General features: G+C 65.5%; 15 protein-coding genes. 6 read left to right on the forward strand and 9 right to left on the reverse strand.

The annotated features are described in order from the left end of the window. Nucleotides 1-71: 71 nt before the first annotated feature. Nucleotides 72-1,103: a YcjF family protein gene (locus tag ACSHT2_RS26180; RefSeq protein WP_440637437.1), complete on the reverse strand. Its 1,032-nt coding sequence runs from the start codon at nucleotides 1,101-1,103 to the stop codon at nucleotides 72-74. Next, nucleotides 1,100-2,569: a YcjX family protein gene (locus ACSHT2_RS26185; protein WP_440637439.1), complete on the reverse strand. Its 1,470-nt coding sequence runs from the start codon at nucleotides 2,567-2,569 to the stop codon at nucleotides 1,100-1,102. The genes ACSHT2_RS26180 and ACSHT2_RS26185 overlap by 4 nt, the downstream gene beginning before the upstream one ends. A 177-nt stretch (nucleotides 2,570-2,746) precedes the next feature. On the opposite strand from ACSHT2_RS26185, the gene trhA reads away from it, so the two are divergent. Next, complete coding sequence (gene trhA / locus ACSHT2_RS26190) at nucleotides 2,747-3,442, forward strand: PAQR family membrane homeostasis protein TrhA (RefSeq protein ID WP_440637440.1); 696 nt, start codon at nucleotides 2,747-2,749, stop codon at nucleotides 3,440-3,442. Nucleotides 3,443-3,499: 57 nt separating this feature from the next. Further along, nucleotides 3,500-4,294 (forward strand): SDR family oxidoreductase, encoded by a 795-nt coding sequence (locus ACSHT2_RS26195; RefSeq protein ID WP_440637442.1) that lies wholly within the window; start codon nucleotides 3,500-3,502, stop codon nucleotides 4,292-4,294. 148 nt (nucleotides 4,295-4,442) lie between these two features. On the opposite strand, the gene ACSHT2_RS26200 is transcribed toward ACSHT2_RS26195, so the two are convergent. After that, nucleotides 4,443-4,901, reverse strand: a complete 459-nt coding sequence (locus ACSHT2_RS26200) for a MarR family winged helix-turn-helix transcriptional regulator (RefSeq protein WP_440637444.1) — start codon at nucleotides 4,899-4,901, stop codon at nucleotides 4,443-4,445. A 75-nt stretch (nucleotides 4,902-4,976) separates the two neighbouring features. On the opposite strand from ACSHT2_RS26200, the gene ACSHT2_RS26205 reads away from it, so the two are divergent. Then, nucleotides 4,977-5,753, forward strand: coding sequence for an SDR family NAD(P)-dependent oxidoreductase (locus tag ACSHT2_RS26205; RefSeq protein ID WP_440637446.1), 777 nt, complete (start codon nucleotides 4,977-4,979; stop codon nucleotides 5,751-5,753). A gap of 91 nt (nucleotides 5,754-5,844) precedes the next feature. On the opposite strand, the gene mdlC is transcribed toward ACSHT2_RS26205, so the two are convergent. The 4 genes from mdlC to ACSHT2_RS26225 form a co-directional block, all read right to left on the reverse strand. Further along, a complete protein-coding gene (gene mdlC, locus ACSHT2_RS26210; protein WP_440637448.1) occupies nucleotides 5,845-7,467 on the reverse strand; it encodes a benzoylformate decarboxylase in 1,623 nt (540 codons plus the stop codon). 117 nt (nucleotides 7,468-7,584) lie between these two features. Then, nucleotides 7,585-8,436, reverse strand: coding sequence for an FAS1-like dehydratase domain-containing protein (locus tag ACSHT2_RS26215; RefSeq protein WP_440637450.1), 852 nt, complete (start codon nucleotides 8,434-8,436; stop codon nucleotides 7,585-7,587). A gap of 16 nt (nucleotides 8,437-8,452) precedes the next feature. Next, a complete protein-coding gene (locus ACSHT2_RS26220) occupies nucleotides 8,453-9,556 on the reverse strand; it encodes a CaiB/BaiF CoA transferase family protein (protein WP_440637452.1) in 1,104 nt (367 codons plus the stop codon). A 10-nt stretch (nucleotides 9,557-9,566) separates the two neighbouring features. Beyond that, entirely contained in the window at nucleotides 9,567-10,736 is a 1,170-nt protein-coding gene (locus tag ACSHT2_RS26225; RefSeq protein ID WP_319335855.1) for an acyl-CoA dehydrogenase family protein, read from the reverse strand. A 125-nt stretch (nucleotides 10,737-10,861) separates the two neighbouring features. Between ACSHT2_RS26225 and ACSHT2_RS26230 the strand changes: the two genes are divergently transcribed. Then, the gene (locus ACSHT2_RS26230) at nucleotides 10,862-11,782 is read left to right on the forward strand and encodes a LysR substrate-binding domain-containing protein (RefSeq protein ID WP_440637455.1); all 921 of its coding nucleotides are present in this window, start codon (nucleotides 10,862-10,864) and stop codon (nucleotides 11,780-11,782) included. A 279-nt stretch (nucleotides 11,783-12,061) separates the two neighbouring features. On the opposite strand, the gene ACSHT2_RS26235 is transcribed toward ACSHT2_RS26230, so the two are convergent. Continuing rightward, a complete protein-coding gene (locus ACSHT2_RS26235; RefSeq protein ID WP_440637457.1) occupies nucleotides 12,062-13,336 on the reverse strand; it encodes a cytochrome P450 in 1,275 nt (424 codons plus the stop codon). 190 nt (nucleotides 13,337-13,526) lie between these two features. Beyond that, nucleotides 13,527-14,792 (reverse strand): cytochrome P450, encoded by a 1,266-nt coding sequence (locus ACSHT2_RS26240; RefSeq protein WP_440637459.1) that lies wholly within the window; start codon nucleotides 14,790-14,792, stop codon nucleotides 13,527-13,529. A gap of 302 nt (nucleotides 14,793-15,094) precedes the next feature. Between ACSHT2_RS26240 and ACSHT2_RS26245 the strand changes: the two genes are divergently transcribed. Together ACSHT2_RS26245 and ACSHT2_RS26250 are read left to right on the forward strand one after the other, a co-directional pair. After that, nucleotides 15,095-16,240, forward strand: coding sequence for a YjgN family protein (locus tag ACSHT2_RS26245; protein WP_440642933.1), 1,146 nt, complete (start codon nucleotides 15,095-15,097; stop codon nucleotides 16,238-16,240). 3 nt (nucleotides 16,241-16,243) lie between these two features. Further along, nucleotides 16,244-17,353 (forward strand): M48 family metallopeptidase, encoded by a 1,110-nt coding sequence (locus ACSHT2_RS26250; RefSeq protein ID WP_440637461.1) that lies wholly within the window; start codon nucleotides 16,244-16,246, stop codon nucleotides 17,351-17,353. Nucleotides 17,354-17,367 lie beyond the last annotated feature (14 nt).

Genomic DNA, 17,367 nt, shown 5'->3' on the forward strand with positions numbered 1-17,367 from the left:
AAGGATGGCCGCAGCCGAGTTTCCTCATATGCGACGGCCCTGCGCAAGGGGTAGAGAGGGGAAGAAGCGCGCTACGCCTCCTCGTCGTCCTTCTTCCGCAGCAGATCCGTCGCGAGATCCGACAGTTTCGGCGGCGGCAGCGCCGCGAACGGCAGCGGCCGCGTGACGTCGATCGCAGCTAGCCCCAGTCGCGCCGTCAGCAAACCATTGAGCACGCCTTCACCCAGTCGCTGCGAAAGCTTCGCGGCGATGCCATGGCCGAGCATCTGCTGCACCAGGCTGTCGCTCGCGGCCATGCCGCCGGTGATGGCGAGATGGGCGATGACGTGACGGAGCAGGCGGATCATGCCGAGCGCGCCAGGGCGGCCGCCATAGAGATAGGCAAGTTGGCGGATCAGGCGCAGCGCGGCGACGAACACGAACAGCACGTCGATCGCCGCGCGGGGGGAGACCGCTGTGACGATCGATACCTTTTGCGCGGCCGATGACACCAGCCGCCGCGCCTCCGCATCCAGCGGCGACATCAGTTCGCGCTCTGCCAGGCGGATCATGTCGGCGCCGTCGATGATCTCGCCGGCCTGGCTCTCCAGCGTGGCGCGGGCCCGCGCCAGCTGCGGGTTCTGGTGCGCGATCTTCAGCAGGTCCTGCACGATGACGCGGCTCTCCTTGCGATCGTCGCTGGCGAGCACCGCGGCCGCGCGCTGATGCAGCTTCTCGATTGTTGCGAGGCGCGTCAGCCCGACCGCCTCGCGTCCGATCACCACCGCGAGCGCAAGTGCGGTGACGCACGCAAGCGCAAGCCCGACGAAGCCGAGGCTCTCGCTGCGCGCAAACAAATCCTCGATCAAATGGACGACGCCGAGCCCGACCCCGAGCAGCGTCAGCCCGGCGAGGCCGGACCAGAACAGCGCGCCCCAGGGAAAGCGGCGCCGCGCCGGAAGTGCGGCCTGAACCGGCACCGGCAGCGTCGATGGATCGGCCTCCGGCGTGATCTGGATCGTGCCGCGACCGAGCCGTCCCGTCTCGTCGGCCTCGGTGACGACGACGCTGGGATCGTCGAGCCGGAACGTCGCCGGCCGCCGCTGCTGGGATCGGTCGTTCATGACAGCTTGTCTCCGATCAGGAACTGCAAGGCACGGTCGAGGCGGATGTGTGGCAATGCCGGCTCGTCGTTGCCCTCGCGTTCGAGCTTGGGCGGGCGGAAGCGCAGGAAGCGGAAGTCGCTTTTCTCGGCCGCCTCCGTCGAGAGCCCGCGGAACGCATCGGCGCCGTTGAACAGCGGCTCGGGATCGACGGGCAGATCGCCCGGAAAAGTCGCAACTTCCGTGTTGCCGTCGAAGAACTCGCCGCCGGCGCTTTCGCCCGCGGCGGGCGTGCCCAGGATCGACGGCAATTTGTCGCGGCCACGCGCCACCTGCGCCTCGCGCGTGGCGCGGACGGCGGCGAGCGCAACGACGTCGATCGCCGCGCCGGTATTTTCCGCGCGCGCGACGGCGCCCGCAACGGCGCGGCGCAGTACCGCCTCGAGCCGGTCGTGGCTGGAATGATGCAGATGGTCCGCCTTGGTCGCCGCAAACAGGATGCGGTCGATGCGCGGCCGGAACAGGCTGGAGAGCAAGGTGCTGCGGCCGATGTTGAAGCAGCCGAGAATGCCGGCAAGCGCGGCTTCGAGATCGTGCAGCGCCTCGGGGCCCGAGTTGAATGCGGCGAGCGCGTCCGCCAGCACGATCTGGCGATCGAGCCGCGCAAAATGATCGCGGAAGAACGGCCGCACCACGACGTCCTTGTAGGCCTCGAAGCGGCGCACCATCATCGCCCATAGCGAGCCGTCGGGTGCCTGTCCGCCAGCGGGCAGATCGAGTGGCGCAAAGGTCAGCGCGGGGGAGCCTGCGAGATTGCCGGGCATCAGGAAGCGGCCGGGCGGCAACAGGCTCATCGCAAACCGCTCCTCGCGGCACGCGCGCAGATAATCGGTGAAGAGCTTTGCGGCCGTCAGCGTCGCCTGCTCGTCCTCGCGCGCTTCGGGCTTGAGCGTTGCGAGATGCGCGTGCCAGTGCGCCGCGAGATGCGCCCGGGGTGTCCCGCGCGACAGCGCCAGACTTTCCGTCGACCATTGCTCATAGCTTTTCTGGAGCAGCGGCAGGTCGAGCAGCCATTCGCCGGGATAGTCGACGATGTCGAGCGTCAACGTGCGGTCCGCTCCGTTCGGGCGCTGGTACTCGACGACGAGCCTGAGCTCGCTGATGTCGACCGTCGAGTTCGGCCATCGCCGTTCCTCGATCAGCGCGCGCAGGTGGTTCTCATAGGCAAAGCGCGGCACGGCATCGTCCGGCTGTGGCGCCAGATGCGCTCGGGCGATCCGGCCGGAGTCATAGGCTTCGAACACCGGAAACCGCCCGCCGCGCGTCAGCCCGTGGATCAGCGCTGTGATGAATACGGTCTTACCGGCCCGCGACAGGCCGGTGACGCCAAGCCGCACCGTAGGATTGAAGAAATGCTCGCCATAATCGATCAGCGCCCTCGCCGACAGCCGCGCCTCTTCGACCATATCCTGGAAACTGAATGCCATATGAACGTTAGGTGATTTCGGCGGGCAGATATGTGCGACTGTTCACAAAAGTGGCAATTGCGTGAGAAAAATCAAGCTCCATACTTCCACCGCCTTTGTCGGCGAGTCAGCCGCTTGAACGACTGCCGATCCCGAAAGACCCATACAAGAGGGCACTGCCACACCTAGCGGATTGCCATGACTGTCTTCCAGCTGAAAGAGTTCGCATCCACCTCCGTCCACGCCGCAGCCGACGCGATCGGCTGGAATTACGACCGCGCCGAGCTGATCGCCGACGGTGTCATCCACGCGATCGGCGTGCTCGCCGGCCTCGTCGCCGCGACCGTGCTGGTGGTGCTGACGGCCCTCTATGCGACGGCCACCGACATCGTCGGCGTCTCCATCTATGTCGCCGGCCTGCTCTCGATGCTGGTGTTGTCGGCGACCTATAATCTCTGGCCGATCTCGCCCGCCAAATGGCTGCTGCGCCGGTTCGACCATTCCGCGATTTATCTGCTGATCGCAGCGACCTACACGCCGTTCATCCTGGAGCTGAAGGACAGTGTGTTCGCGCTGGTGCTGCTCGCCGGGGTCTGGTGCGTGGCGATATCAGGCATCGTGTTGAAGCTTCTCTATCCCGGCCGGTTCGACCGCGTCTCGGTCGGCATCTACCTCGCGATGGGCTGGAGCGGCATGATGCTCTACGACGCCGTGGTCAGGGCGCTGCCTGCGCTGGTGCTTGGCTTCATCGTTGCGGGCGGCCTGCTCTACAGCTTTGGCGTGATCTTCCACGCTTGGCGGCGGCTGCGCTTTCAGAATGCGATCTGGCACGGCTTTGTCTTGGCCGGCGCGGCATGCCATTATACCGCGGTGCTCGACCTCGTGTTGAGCTGAGCAAGCTTTCCGCGAAGCGGCATAAGAAGCGCGGTCGAAGACAAGAGGAGACGTCGCATGCAGGTGACCGGCAAGGTCGTGGTCGTCACGGGCGGCGCAAACGGCATCGGCAAGGCGCTGTGCGAGGCGTTTCATCATGCGGGCGCAGCCAAGGTCGTGGTCGCAGACATGGACGCCGCCAATGCGCGGGCGGTCGCGGCCATGGTTGATGGCGCCGCCTTCAAATGCGACGTTGCGCAGGAAAAGGACATCGCTCACGTCATCGAGGAGACCGAACGTCAGTTCGGGCCGATCGACCTGTTCTGCTCCAATGCCGGCATCGGCGGCGGCTTCGATCCGATGTCGGAAAACGCCGGCGGCGCCTCGGATGAACCCTGGCAGCGCAGCTGGGCGATCCACGTCATGGCCCATGTCTACGCGGCGCGGCATCTCGTCCCGCGCATGAGGGCACGCGGCGGCGGCTATTTCCTCAACACCATCTCGGCCGCAGGTCTGCTGTCGCAGGTCGGGAGCCCCGCTTATTCGACGACCAAGCACGCCGCGGTGGGTTTTGCCGAAAATCTCGCGATTTCCCACAAGGCCGACAACATCAAGGTCTCGATCCTCTGCCCGCAGGGCGTCGACACCAACATGCTGCGCTCGATCCCCAAGGGTCCGCAATCCGGAGACGGCGACCTGACGCCGGAGCAGGTGGCGAAAGACGTGCTCGCCGGCCTCGAGCAGGAGACGTTCCTGATCCTGCCGCACCCCCAGGTGCTCGGCTATATGCGCAAGAAGACCGAGAACTACGACCGCTGGATCGGCGGCATGGCCAAGATCCAGGCGAAGATGCGGGAAGAGTTCGGGAAGTGACCGCCACACTCGACACTGTCATGCCACGCGAAGGCGGGGCATCCAGTACGCCGCGGCCTATCGGTTCAACCACAGCCGTCTCTGGAATACTGGATCGCCCGCCTTCGCGGGCGATGACACCGAGCGAGGAAGCGGGGCTCCGGCAGCCTCACGCCGCCGATTGCGCCTCCGCCATCCGGCTCGCCCGCAGCGCCTGCGCATAGAGCATCATGCCCTCGCGCACGGTGCGCTGCTCGGCCGGCGTCAACGCCGCCAGCGCGCCGCGCACCTGCTGCCGCCCGAACGCATGCAGCGCTTCCAGCGTGCGGCGGCCCTTCGCCGTCAGCGACAACAGCTTGCTGCGTGCATCAAGCTCGTCCGGCGTCTCCCGCAGTTCACCGCACTCGATCAGCTTGCGCACCATGCGGCTGACGCTCGATTTCTCCAGACGCAGGAAATCACCGAGCTCGCCTGACGTCATTGGACCGCGGATGCCGATCTCCAGGATGGCGTGGACCGCCGAGGGCGGATAATCCGATGCCGCCACCGTCGTGTCCATGAAGCCGAGCTCGCGTACCATCAGGCGCGAAGCGGCGCGGATGTCGTCGATCAGCGAAAGCTCGGCCATCTTGACTCCCGGCATATAGTTGTATCATACAACTATATGGGCGCAACGCCGCGCGCAAGCGTTTTGGAGTGGACGATGAGCGGAACTTTGCCAACCGGGATGCGGATGAGGGGCAAGGTCTGCCTCGTCACGGGCGGCGGCAGCGGCATCGGCCGCGCCACGGCGCTGAGGATGGCGGCCGAAGGCGCCGAAGCGATCTTCGTCGCCGGCCGGCGCGAAGCCGAGATCGACGCCACCGCCTCGGCGTGCCGCGAGCTCGGTGTGGAGGCCGTCCCCGTCAAGACCGACATCACGGAGGAGGGCGACGTCGCACGGCTGGTGCGCGCTGCGGTCGAGCGCTGCGGTCGCCTCGACGTTGCCTTCAACAATGCCGGATTCCAGGAGCGCCGCGCGCCGCTGGAAGAGCAGGGCACGGAGATCTACGATAGCGTGTTCAATACCAATGTCCGCGCGCTGTTCCTGTGCCTGCGCCACCAACTGCCGGCAATGCTGGCGCAGGGCCGCGGCAGCATCGTCGTCAACGCCTCCGTCAGCGGCGTGCGCAATCCCAATCCCGGCTTCTCGCTCTATTCGGCCTCGAAAGCCGCCGCGATCTCGCTGACGCGCTCGGCGGCGATGGAGAACGCTCCGCGCGGCATCCGCATCAACGCCATCGCCCCCGGCCGTGTCGTCACCGACATGATGCTGCGTGCCGGCGTCGGCGATGTCGCAACCGTCAGCGCCGGCCTGCCGCTGCGGCGGATGGGAAGCCCGGAGGAGGTGGCGGAGGCCGTGGTGTGGCTGTCGTCCGACGCCTCATCCTATATCGTCGGGCATGTGCTGGCGGCGGACGGCGGATTTTTGGCGTCGTAGCTTCGCAGCCCGGATGAGCGCAGCGATATCCGGGTGAGGTTCGCGATTGCGATTCCCGGATGTCGCTGCGCTCATCCGGGCTACGGCAGCGTCAGTGCTTCTGCCCGTACAACACCGGCACCGCTGAATCCACGATGACCTCGACGAGGCTCGTGCCTGCATAGGCCATGCCGCGCTTCAGCGCTTCGCCCAGTTCCGCCGCCTTGCTCACCCGCACCGCATGGCAGCCCATGCCCTCGACGAGCCGCACGAAATCGATCCCCGGCAGTTCCAGCCCCGGCACGTTCCTCACCTGCATCACCTGGCTGAACGAACGCATGGCGCCGTAGCCGGAATTGTTGATGACGACGACGGTGAGCGGCAGCTTGCGCTGCGCCGCGGTCCACAGCGCCTGGATCGAATACATCGCCGAGCCGTCGCCGATCAGGCAGACGGTGCGGCTGCTCGGCTTGCCGAGCGCCATGCCGACGGCGGCGGGCAGGGAGTAGCCGAGACCGCCGCTCGACATCGTGTAGAAACTGTCCTGGCCGCGCATCGGCATGAACTTCTGCATCGCCGGCCGGTGCGAGGGCACTTCCTCGACGAGTGACGTCCCGTCCGGCATCACTTGCGACAGCGATTGCAGCAGGAATTCAACCGGCAGAGGATCGGCGGCTTGCGGCGCCGGCGGCAGCGTGCGGCCCTTCGGCGCCGCGCGCTTGCTCTCCGGCAGCAACTCGAGCAGCATGGTCAGCGCCGGCTTCATCGTCGCGATGATGCTGGTGCCGACCGGCGTCACGGCGGCGGCATCCGGATCATCGGTGATCTGAAAAATGGTCGCCCCGCCATCGAAGATCGCGGCATGGCCCTCGACATGGAAGGTGAATACCGGCGCGCCGATGACGACGACGACATCGTACCCGCGTAGCGCATCGGAGAGCTGTGCCGGCGATGCATGCAGGAAGCCCGCAAATTGCGGATGCCGCTCGGGGAATGAGCAGCGCGCAGAGAACGGGCTGACCCAGACACTGGCCTTCGCCTTCTCGGCGACGCGCACCATCAGGTCCACCGCGCCGGCGCGGTCGATGCCGGGGCCGACGACGAGGGCAGGGTGTTTTGCGGAGCCGAGCGCGGCAACCAGCGCCTTCATCGCGTCAGCCTCCGGACCGATCTCCCGGCTGACCTTGCGCGCCTCCACGGGAGCAGCCGCATGCGCCCAGTCGTCGATCGGGATCGAGACGAAGGTCGGCCCGCATGGCGGCTGCATCGCGGTGTAGTAGGCCCGCGCGATCGCGGCCGGCACGTCCTCGGGCCGCGCCGGCTCGACGCTGTATTTGACGTAGGGCCGCGGGAATTCCGACGCGCGCTCGGCATAGAGGAACGCCTGCAGCGGCAGGATCGAGCGCGCCTGCTGGCCCGCAGTGATCACGAGCGGCGTCTGGTTGCGGTGCGCGGTGTAAATATTGCCGAGCGCATTGCCGACGCCGGCCGCCGAATGCAGATTGACGAAGCCGGCATTGCGCGTCGCCTGCGCATAGCCGTCGGCCATGCCGACCGCGGAGGCCTCCTGCAGCGCCAGCACGTAGTCGATGTCGTCAGGCCAGTCGCTGAGGAACGGCAGCTCGGTCGAGCCGGGATTGCCGAACACCTTGTCGATGCCAAAGGCGCGCAGCAGGTCGAGCGTTGCCTGCTTCACGGTGACGGACTTGCTGCCGGTCTTGCCGTTCTTGGCCATGGTTTCCGTCCCTGCGTGCTTATTGTTTGGTTCGTCATTCCGGGGCGCGAAGCGAACCCGGAATCTCGAGATTCCGGGTTCGGTCCTGCGGACCGCCCCGGAATGACGGTGTATCCATCACCACACCGCCGTGCCCTTCATCGTCGGCTGGCCGTCCGCGTTCGCGGTCCACAGCTCCATGCCCGCCTCGATCTCGTTGGCGTTGATGGAGAACTCCGTGCCCTCGAACAGCGGCTGCAGGCCGCGATAGGTAAACTTCTTCGGCGCGTTGCCGCCGCGAAGCTTGGCCGCCATTTCGATGATGAGCGCCGCCTGCAGCGGCCCGTGGAAGACCAGGCCCGGATAGCCCTCGACCTTGGTGACGTAGTCGCGGTCGTAGTGGATGCGGTGGCCGTTGAAAGTGAGCGCGGAGTAGCGGAACAGCAGCACGGGATCCGACACATGGGTCTCGCGATGCTGCGCCTTCGGCGGCGGAGGCGGGGCCTTGCCGCCAGCAGGCGCGCTGCTCGTCATCTCGCGATAGACGATGTCCTGCCGCTCGCGGATCGCAACGCCGCGCGGCGAGGAGATGCTGTGCTCGACCGAGACGAAGCACAGCGTGCCGGTCGAGCCCGATTTGACCTGCACATCGGCGATGCGCGAGGTCCGTGTCGATTCATCGCCGACGCGAAGCGGCTGCAGGAATTCGATCTCGCCGCCGGCCCACATCCGGCGCGGCAGAGGCACCGGCGGCAGGAAGCCGCCGCGGGTCGGGTGACCGTCGGGGCCGAGCATCGACATCGGGAACACCGGCTGCGCCAGGCACCAGTGCACCGTGAACGGCGCGGCGTCACCTGTCGTGGGCTCGCCGACGTCCTGGAACAGCGTCGCGCGCAGGCCTTTCACGAGCTGCGCGGTGACGATGTCGGTGGCCTCCGTGCTGCGGCCGATCCATTGCCGCAAATGATCGATGTCGAGCTTCTCGGTCATGACGCCTCGCTCTCGCTTACTGCTTGGACTTTGGATTTTCGCCGATCGCGGGCACGGCGCCGTAGCTCCGCGTCTCGCCGACGATGATCGGCGCCGGTGCGGGATAGCTGACGCGGCCGTTCGGCGTGTCGACCTCGATCCGGCGCAGATGCGGATGGTTGGTGAGGTCGGCCATGGTGTTGACCTCGGCAAAGGCAATGTCGGCATCCGACAGCCGCTTCAGCAGCTCGTCGCGCGTCATCTTGCCGAAGGCATCCGCGACCGTCCTGTCGGTGAAGTCGCGGTTGCGCACGCGCTCGACCATGTTGGCGACGCGCGGATCGGCAGGCAGGTCCGGCTGGTCCAGCACCTTCGCGCACAGCGTCTTCCACTCCCGCTCGCTCTGGATCGAGATCAGGATGTCCTTGCCGTCCTTCGAGGTGAACACGCCGTAAGGAGCGATCGAGGGATGGCGGAGGCCCATGCGCTTGGGCGGATTGCCGGCTTCGGAGTTGAGCAGCGGCACGGTGCACCAGTCGGCCATCACGTCGAACATGGAGATGCGGATATCGGCGCCCTTGCCGGTGCGCCCGCGCGCGATCAGCGCTTCCAGGATCGCCGCGTGGGCGGTGGCGCCGGTCGCGACGTCGACGATCGACATGCCGACGCGCGAAGCGCCGTCGGGATTGCCCGTGATCGAAGCGAGCCCGCTCTCGGCCTGGATCAGGAGATCATAGGCCTTGCGGTGCGCGTAGGGGCCCTCGTCGCCGTAGCCGGTGATGGTGCACGAGATCAGCTTCGGATAGTCCCTGAGCAAACGCTCGCGCGAGAAGCCGAGCTTGTCCATCGAGCCGGGCTTGAGGTTCTGGATCAGCACGTCGGCGCTCGCGATCAGCTTCTCCAGCTCGGCGCAGCCTTCTTTCGTTGCGAGATCGACCACGGCCGACTGCTTGCCGCGGTTCAGCCACACGAAATAGCTGCTCTGGCCCTTGGCGGCTGCGTCATAGCCGCGGGCGAAATCGCCTTCGGGCCGCTCGATCTTGATCACCTCCGCGCCGGCATCGGCCAAACGCGAGGAACAGAACGGCGCCGCGACCGCCTGCTCGACCGCAATCACCCTGATCCCGTCAAGTGCTCCCATGATGGCCGCCTCAGTACGAGCGCGGCATGCCGAGCACGTGCTCGGCGACGAAGGACAGCACGAGGTTGGTCGAGATCGGTGCCACCTGGTAGAGGCGCGTCTCGCGGAACTTGCGCTCGACGTCGTATTCCTCGGCGAAGCCGAAGCCGCCATGGGTCTGGATGCAGGCATTGGCCGCTTCCCAGGACGCATCGGCCGCCAGCATCTTGGCCATGTTGGCCTCCGCGCCGCAGTCGAGGCCGGCCTCGTATTTGCGCGTCGCTTCCTTCACCATCAGCTCGGCCGCCCGCATCGAGGCGTAGGCCTTGGCGATCGGGAACTGGATGCCCTGGTTCTGGCCGATCGGCCGGCCGAAAACGCTGCGCTCCTTGGCGTAGTTGGTGGCCTTGGCGATGAACCACTTGGCGTCGCCGACGCATTCGGCCGCGATCAGGATGCGCTCGGCATTCATGCCCGAGAGGATGTAGCGAAAGCCCTTGCCTTCCTCGCCGATCAGGTTCTCGGCCGGCACCTTCATGTCGGTGAAGAACACTTCCGTGGTGGCGTGGTTCATCATGGTGCGGATCGGGCGGATCTCGAGGCCGTTGTTCTTCGCCTCGCGCATGTCGACGATGAACACCGAAAGGCCGTCCGTGCGCTTCTTGACCTGATCCTTCGGCGTGGTGCGCGCCAGCAGGATCATCAGATCGGAATGCTCGGCACGGCTGGTCCAGATCTTCTGGCCGTTGACGACATAGCTGTCGTTGCCGTCCTTGCGCGCGAAGGTCTTCAGCGAGGAGGTGTCGGTGCCGCTGGTCGGCTCGGTGACGCCGAACGCCTGCAGCCGCAGTTCGCCGCTCGCGATCTTCGGCAGATATTTGGCCTTCTGCTCGGCATTGCCGTGCCGCAGCACCGTGCCCATCGTGTACATCTGGGCGTGGCAGCCGCCGCCGTTGCAGCCCGCGCGCTGGATCTCTTCGAGGATCGCGGCGGCCGCAGATAGCTTCAGGCCCGCGCCGCCATATTCCTCGGGGATCAGCACCGAGAGATAACCGGCCTCGGTCAGTGCATCCACGAACGCCTTGGGATAGGCCATCTCGCGATCGAGCTTGCGCCAGTATTCGCCGGGAAACTGCGCGCAGAGCTTTGCGACGGCTTCGCGAATGTCGGCGTGATCCTCGGTGTGGTGTTCTTGACTCATGGCGTTTCCTGTTCGTAGCGGCAGTTAAGATAACGCCGGCCAATCCCCTGGCGTTGTGAAAACAACGCCAGCCCCCTATGCTCATTTGCTATAGCGTATGGAGTAGCCTTCCAGGATTGGCAAGCATGGATTTCCGGCAGCTCAGAACCTTCAGTTGCGTGGCGGAGCTCGGCAGCCTCTCCAAGGCCTCCGACACGCTGCGCGTGGCGCAGCCGGCGCTCAGCCGGCAGATCAAGCTCCTCGAACACGAGCTGCGCACCGATCTGTTCACCCGCAACGGTCGCGGCATGGTGCTGACCGAGGCCGGCCGGCTTCTGCTCGCGCGCACCTCCGGCATCGTGCGGCAGATCGACCAGATCCGCGACGACATCCAGTCGGCCAAGGGGCCGCCGTCGGGCCAGGTCGTGCTCGGCCTGGTTCCGACCGTGAGCTGCGTGCTGTCGGCGCGCTTTGCGCGGCGCTGCGTCGAAAAGTTTCCCGGCATCTCGCTGCGCATCGTCGAGAGCTACAGCGGCCATCTGGTCGAATGGCTGCATCGCGGCGAGATGGATCTCGCCATCCTCTACGGCCGCTCGGCCGATCTGCATCTCAATGTGCAGAGCCTGGGGCGCGACAACATCGTCGCGGTCGGCCCGCGCGGCTGTGGGCTGGCGCGCAAGAAGAGCGTCGACATCGGCTGGCTGCTGCGCCAGCGCCTGGTGCTGCCCAGTCATTCCCACGGCCTCCGCGCGCTGATCGAGCACGCAGCGGCCCAGCGCAGGATCAAGCTCAACGTCCAGCTCGAGGCGGATTCCTTCCGCGTGCTGACCAGCCTCGTCGAGGAGGGCCTCGGCTTCGCGCTGCTGCCGCCTTCGTCGGTCCACGGCGAGGTCGCGGACGGGCGGCTTGAAACCGCGCCCGTATCCAAGCCGATGACGCGCGAGCTCATCTTTGCCTCTCCGATCGATCGCCCGGCCTCGACGGCCTCGCTCGCCATCACCGCCCTCCTGCGCGAGGAAGTCGCCGCCTGCCGCAAGGAAGGCCTGTGGGACATCAAATTGAGTTAGATGCGCTCGTGTCGTAGAACAGTCAGGCGCCGTCTTGCCTTCGCATCTGGCGCGATCTGTCATGCCGGAATTTTATAGCCGGGGACGTGTGATAGCGGAGCGTTAGGGGCGGTGTGCTCCCAGCCCCACACTCGGTGTCATTGCCCGCGAAGGCGGGCAATCCAGTATTCCAGAGGCCCGCACGGCTAGAACCGAGAAGCCGCGGCGTACTGGCTTCCCCGCCTTCGCGGGGAATGACAGCAGAGTTTGGAGGAGGCGCTTTGGCTCAAGGCACTCCGCCTACCCCGGAATCCTCACCGGCAGCGTCTCATATCCCTTGATGAAGCTGGAATAGATCCGCTTCGGCTCGCCGACCACCTCGATGCGGTCGAACCGCTTGAGCATCTCCTCCCAGACGATCCGCAGCTGCAATTCGGCGAGGCGCATGCCGACGCAGCGGTGGATGCCGAAGCCGAAGGAGAGGTGGGTGCGCGGCCGCGGGCGGTCGATCATGAACTCGTTCGGCTTCTCGAACATCTCCTCGTCGCGATTGCCGGAGACGTACCACATCACGACGCGGTCGCCCTTCTTGATGTGCTTGCCGCCGATTTCGGTGTCCTGCAATGCGGTGCGCCGCATATGCGCCAGCGGCGTCTGCCAGCGGATCACCTCCGGCACCATGGAATCGATCAGGGCCGGATCGGCACGGAGCTTGTCGTACTGCTCGGGGTTCTCGTTCAGCGCCAGCACCGATCCGGTCATGGTGTTGCGCGTGGTGTCGTTGCCGCCGACGATGAGCAGGATGATGTTGCCCATGAGGTTGTCGGGGTCCATGTGGCGCGTGGCCTCATTGTGCGCCATCAGCGACAACAAGTCGTTGCGCGGCGCGGAGTTGACGCGCTCGTTCCACAGCTTCGACATGTAGGCGTAGCATTCGTCCATCTCGCGGCGGCGCTCCTCGGCCGATGCGACGATGCCGCTCTTGGGCAGAGCGGTCGAGACGTCGGACCAGCGCGTCAGCTTGCGACGCTCTTCCCACGGGAAGTCGAACAGCGTCGCCAGCATCTGCGTCGTCAGCTCGATTGAGACGCGCTCGACGAAGTTGAAGGTCTCGTTGCGCGGCAGATTGTCGAGCACGGTCTGCGAGCGCTGGCGGATCAGTTTTGCCAGCTCGTCCAGATGCTGAGGCGTGAACATCGGCGACACGGTCTTGCGCTGCGCCGAATGCCGGGGCTGGTCCATCGCGATGAAGCTTGGATAGTCGTAGCCTTCCGGCACGTCCCGGATCGAGATGCCGCCGAGCTTCGAATCCGAAGAGAAGATGCCGTGATTGGTGTCGACATGCATGATGTCGTCGTACTTCACCACCGACCAGTAGGGCTCGATCGGCGCGTTGGTGCAGTAGTGCACCGGCTCTTCCTTGCGCAGCCGCTCGAACCACGGCCACAGCGTGTCGTCCTGGAACAGCCTGGGGGCGCCGGGGTGGTATTGCGAAAGCGGCGTCGCATAGGCCTCCTCGCGCGCCCTGCGCATGCGTTCGGCCTTGTCCACTTTAACCGGCGCTTGGATGTTCATGGTGTTAGCTCCAGTGTTGGTTTCTAACCTCTCCCGCTGGCGGGAGAGGTCGGCGCGGAGCGCCGGGTGAGGGCTCTTTCTTCCTGGGGAGCCTTCGTTGTCGAGGCACCCTCTCCCCGACCCTCCCCCGCAAGCGGGGAGGGGACGCAGCATCCGAGTGGATGTAGTTCAAGTTCATCTTACTGCGAATCTACGCCGCAATCTTCACCGGCAACGTCTCGAGACCCTTCACGAAGCTCGAATAAACCCGCCTGGGCTCGCCGACCACATCAATATGGTCGAAACGCTTGAGAATTTCTTCCCAAATAATCTTGAGCTGGAGTTCGGCAAGCCGCAAGCCCACGCAGCGGTGGATGCCGAAGCCGAAGGAGAGATGCGTGCGTGGGCGGGCGCGGTCGATGATGAAATCATAGGGCTTTTCGATCGCCTCCTCGTCGCGGTTGCCCGAGACGTACCACATCACGACCTTGTCACCCTTCTTGATCTGCTTGCCGCGGAATTCGAAGTCGGAGAGCGCCGTGCGCCGCATATGCGCGAGCGGCGTCTGCCAGCGGATGACCTCGGGCACGAAGCTGTCGAGCAGATCAGGGTTTTCGCGCAGCTTGCGGTATTGCTCCGGATGCTGGCTCAGCGCGTAGATCGAGCCGGACATGGTGTTGCGGGTGGTGTCGTTGCCGCCGACGATCAAAAGGATGAGATTGCCGAGGAAGTTCCTGGCGTCCATGTCGCGTGTGGCGGCACTATGCGCCATCATCGACAAGAGATCGCTCTTCGGCGGCTGTTCGATGCGCTCCTTCCAGAGGCGCGAGAAATAGGCCGCACATTCCGTCAGCTCGGCCATCCGCTCGTCCTCGGTCGCGACGAGGCCATCGGGGCCGGGAATGGTGGTGGCGATGTCCGACCAGCGCGTCAGCTTGCGGCGGTCCTCCCAGGGGAAGTCGAACAGCACCGCCAGCATCTGCGTTGTCAGCTCGATCGAGACGCGGTCGACCCAGTCGAACACCTCGCCGCGCGGCAGGTTGTCCAGGCATTCGGCCGAGCGCTTGCGGATGTTGATCGCGAGATTGTCCAGGTGCGTCGGCGTGAACATCGGCGCCACGGTCTTGCGCTGGGCCGCGTGGCGCGGCGGGTCCATCGAGATGAAGCTCTCGCGGCGCAAATCCGGATCGATGTCGCGGATGGTGATGCCGCCGAGCGCGGAGGCCGAGGAGAACACCGCATGGTTGGTCTCGATCTCCATGATGTCGTTGTAGCGCGATATCGACCAATACGGCCCGAACATCGAGTCCTTGCAGTAATGCACGGGATCTTCCCGGCGCAGCCGGTCGAAATAGGGCCAGAACGTATCCGTCCTGAACAATTCGGGGTCGCCCGGATCGAATTGCTCCAGCGGCAGTGACGTGGCGCGCGCGCGAAGTGCGTCGAGCTTGGCCGCGCTCTCGATGGTCCCATGCATGACCGTTCTCCCTGACCTGAACCGCGCGTTCTCGTTGAATTCTGCGCTGCGGTATTTGATTTGCAATTACAGCCGGTTGTCCGCGTCGGAGCAAGGGAGAGTTTTGCCACATCCAACCTTCACGAGAGCGTCGGAGGGCCGCCACGCGAACGTGATCTCCCGCACGCGGCGCGGTGGAGAATCGTGCAAGAAGCCGACGAAATCGAGCTAAATCGAACCCGCCAATATTGGGGATCGACCAACCTCTGATCTATAGTTTGACTGCAACAGAGTCGCACCCCGAGGTTGCTGCCGTGAACGACATGCAATGGAGCCCCATTGGCTCCGAACCCTTGCCGCCGCCGCTGCCGCCCACGCGGGGCGATTTCTCCGGCAACCGCTCCGAGTTCCGCAGAATGGTCACCAAGGGTGCCATGCTGGAGCTCGTCACCTTCGGTTTCTACCGGTTCTGGCTGGTCACCGACATTCGCCGCCATCTGTGGACGCACACCGCGATCGACGGCGACGCCGCCGAATACACCGGACGGGCCAAGGAGCTCTTGATCGGCTTCCTGGTCGCGCTGGCGATCCTGGTGCCGATCTACCTCGCGTATTTTCTGATTGGCATCGAGTTCGAGCGCTGGCAGGGCTTCGCCTCGTTGCCGCTGTTCATCGGCTTCTACGCGTTCGGCCAATTCGCGATTTTTCGTGCGCGGCGCTACCGACTGACGCGCACGGTCTGGCGCGGCGTGCGGTTCTGGATGGATGGCTCGGGCTGGGCCTATTCGCTCCGCGCCATGCTGTGGGGCTTGCTCGTGTTCCTGACGCTCGGCCTGGCGCTGCCGTGGCGCGCAGCTGCGCTCGAACGCTACAAGATGCAGCACACCCATTATGGCGATCTCTCCGGCCACTTCGAAGGCGACGGCTGGACCTTCTTCAAGCGCGGCTGGTGGCTGTGGCTGCTCAGCCCGGTCGCGCTCGTGATCTTCCCGCTCGCACCGTTCTTCTACGCGGAGTTCAAGGCGCGCGAATGGCGCTGGTGGCTCGACGGCATCCGCATCGGCGGCGTCAGCCTGTCCTCGAACCTGCCTCATGACGCCTTCTATGGCCTGTACTGGAAGGTGATCGGCTGGTGGACGCTGCTCTCGGCCGCTTTCGGTGCCTATATGGTCGGCGGTACCTTGCTTGTCGTGCAGCTCACCGGCGTGCCAGTCGATCAGGTATTCGAGCCTGGCGATGGCGCGAAGAGTATCCCGGTGGTGGCAATGATGGTCATCGGCTATTTCGCCGTCGCGCTTGCTGTCAATATCGTCATGAGGGTCTATCTCCAGCGCGATCTCTGGGCCAAGGTGCTGGAAACCGTCGAGGTGCACGACATCGCGGCCGCGGCGGATGTGCGTGGCAGCGGTCAGCTTGCCAGCGCGCTCGGCGAAGGCTTTGCCGACGGACTCGATGTTGCGGGATTTTGAGCTGTGAGTGACGTGTTCGCGCAAGCGCCGGCGCAGTCCGCCAGGCCGACCGTCTTCTTCGACGGCGTGTCCAGCCGCAAGCGGCAGGTGACGGTGACGCTCGGCGATGCGCTCGAGATATGCGAAGAGGGTGGGACGCCCCTTCGCTGGGCCTATGCCGAAATTCGTCGCGCCGACAGTCCCCCCGGGATCCTGCGCCTGGCCGCGACGTCCGCACCGCCGCTGGCGCGGCTCGAGATCCGCGACGCAATGCTGGCGGCAGATGTGACCGCGCGCTGCATGCATCTCGACGAGCACCGGACCACGCGCCGCGGTGTCGCAAAGATTGTCGGCTGGTCGGTGGCTGCCGCCGTCTCCATCGTCTGCGTCGTCTTGTTTGGCGTGCCGCTTGCCGCCGATCGTCTCGCACCGCTGGTGCCGAAACCGGTCGAACGGCGCATCGGCGATGCCGCCGAAGTGCAGATGAAAACGATCTTCGGCCGCAGCGTCTGCGAAGACGCCGCGGGCAAGGCTGCGTTCACCAAGCTCGTCAACCGCTTGCGTGATGCCGCCGGCCTCGACGACGCCATGACGGCGGGCGTGCTGCCGACTTCGCTGCCGAATGCCTTCGCGCTGCCCGGCGGCAAGGTGTTCGTGCTGAAGGGCCTGCTCGACAAGGCTGAAAACCCCGACGAGCTTGCAGGCATCCTCGCCCACGAGCTCGGCCATCTCAAGCATTACGACAACATGCGCGGCCTGATCTACAACGGCGGCACCTCGTTCCTGATCGGCCTGTTGTTCGGCGACGTCACCGGCTCCTCGGCCGTGATCTTCGCTTCGCGCAGCCTGGTCGAGGCTTCCTATTCGCGCGAGGCCGAGACCGGCGCCGACACCTTCGCCATCGAGATCATGCACAAGCTCGGCCGCTCGCCGAAACCCGCGGCCGAATTGATGTTCCGCATCACCGGAAAGGAGCGCGGTTCCGGTCTCACCACGATCCTCGCCAGCCACCCGCTGACCGAGGACCGCCTCGCGCGCATGACGAAAGAGGATCGTCCCGCCAGCGGCCCGCCGCTGCTGACCGACAGGGAGTGGCAGGCGCTGAAGGGCATTTGCGGCAGCGGGAAGGTGTGACGGCCCGCGCTCAG

It is taken from the genome of Bradyrhizobium sp. PUT101 (genome assembly GCF_052043945.1).
Taxonomy (GTDB): Bacteria; Pseudomonadota; Alphaproteobacteria; order Rhizobiales; family Xanthobacteraceae; genus Bradyrhizobium.

Bases quoted from the DNA above. Each gene is read 5' to 3' on its own strand.
- trhA (WP_440637440.1), top strand. From the start codon at position 2,747: ATGACTGTCTTCCAGCTGAAAGAGTTCGCATCCACCTCCGTCCACGCC.
- ACSHT2_RS26225 (WP_319335855.1), bottom strand. From the start codon at position 10,736: ATGAGTCAAGAACACCACACCGAGGATCACGCCGACATTCGCGAAGCC.
- ACSHT2_RS26230 (WP_440637455.1), top strand. From the start codon at position 10,862: ATGGATTTCCGGCAGCTCAGAACCTTCAGTTGCGTGGCGGAGCTCGGC.
- ACSHT2_RS26200 (WP_440637444.1), bottom strand. From the start codon at position 4,901: ATGGCCGAGCTTTCGCTGATCGACGACATCCGCGCCGCTTCGCGCCTG.
- ACSHT2_RS26180 (WP_440637437.1), bottom strand. From the start codon at position 1,103: ATGAACGACCGATCCCAGCAGCGGCGGCCGGCGACGTTCCGGCTCGAC.
- ACSHT2_RS26215 (WP_440637450.1), bottom strand. From the start codon at position 8,436: ATGACCGAGAAGCTCGACATCGATCATTTGCGGCAATGGATCGGCCGC.
- mdlC (WP_440637448.1), bottom strand. From the start codon at position 7,467: ATGGCCAAGAACGGCAAGACCGGCAGCAAGTCCGTCACCGTGAAGCAG.
- ACSHT2_RS26195 (WP_440637442.1), top strand. From the start codon at position 3,500: ATGCAGGTGACCGGCAAGGTCGTGGTCGTCACGGGCGGCGCAAACGGC.
- ACSHT2_RS26185 (WP_440637439.1), bottom strand. From the start codon at position 2,569: ATGGCATTCAGTTTCCAGGATATGGTCGAAGAGGCGCGGCTGTCGGCG.
- ACSHT2_RS26245 (WP_440642933.1), top strand. From the start codon at position 15,095: ATGCAATGGAGCCCCATTGGCTCCGAACCCTTGCCGCCGCCGCTGCCG.
- ACSHT2_RS26235 (WP_440637457.1), bottom strand. From the start codon at position 13,336: ATGAACATCCAAGCGCCGGTTAAAGTGGACAAGGCCGAACGCATGCGC.
- ACSHT2_RS26205 (WP_440637446.1), top strand. From the start codon at position 4,977: ATGAGCGGAACTTTGCCAACCGGGATGCGGATGAGGGGCAAGGTCTGC.
- ACSHT2_RS26220 (WP_440637452.1), bottom strand. From the start codon at position 9,556: ATGGGAGCACTTGACGGGATCAGGGTGATTGCGGTCGAGCAGGCGGTC.
- ACSHT2_RS26240 (WP_440637459.1), bottom strand. From the start codon at position 14,792: ATGCATGGGACCATCGAGAGCGCGGCCAAGCTCGACGCACTTCGCGCG.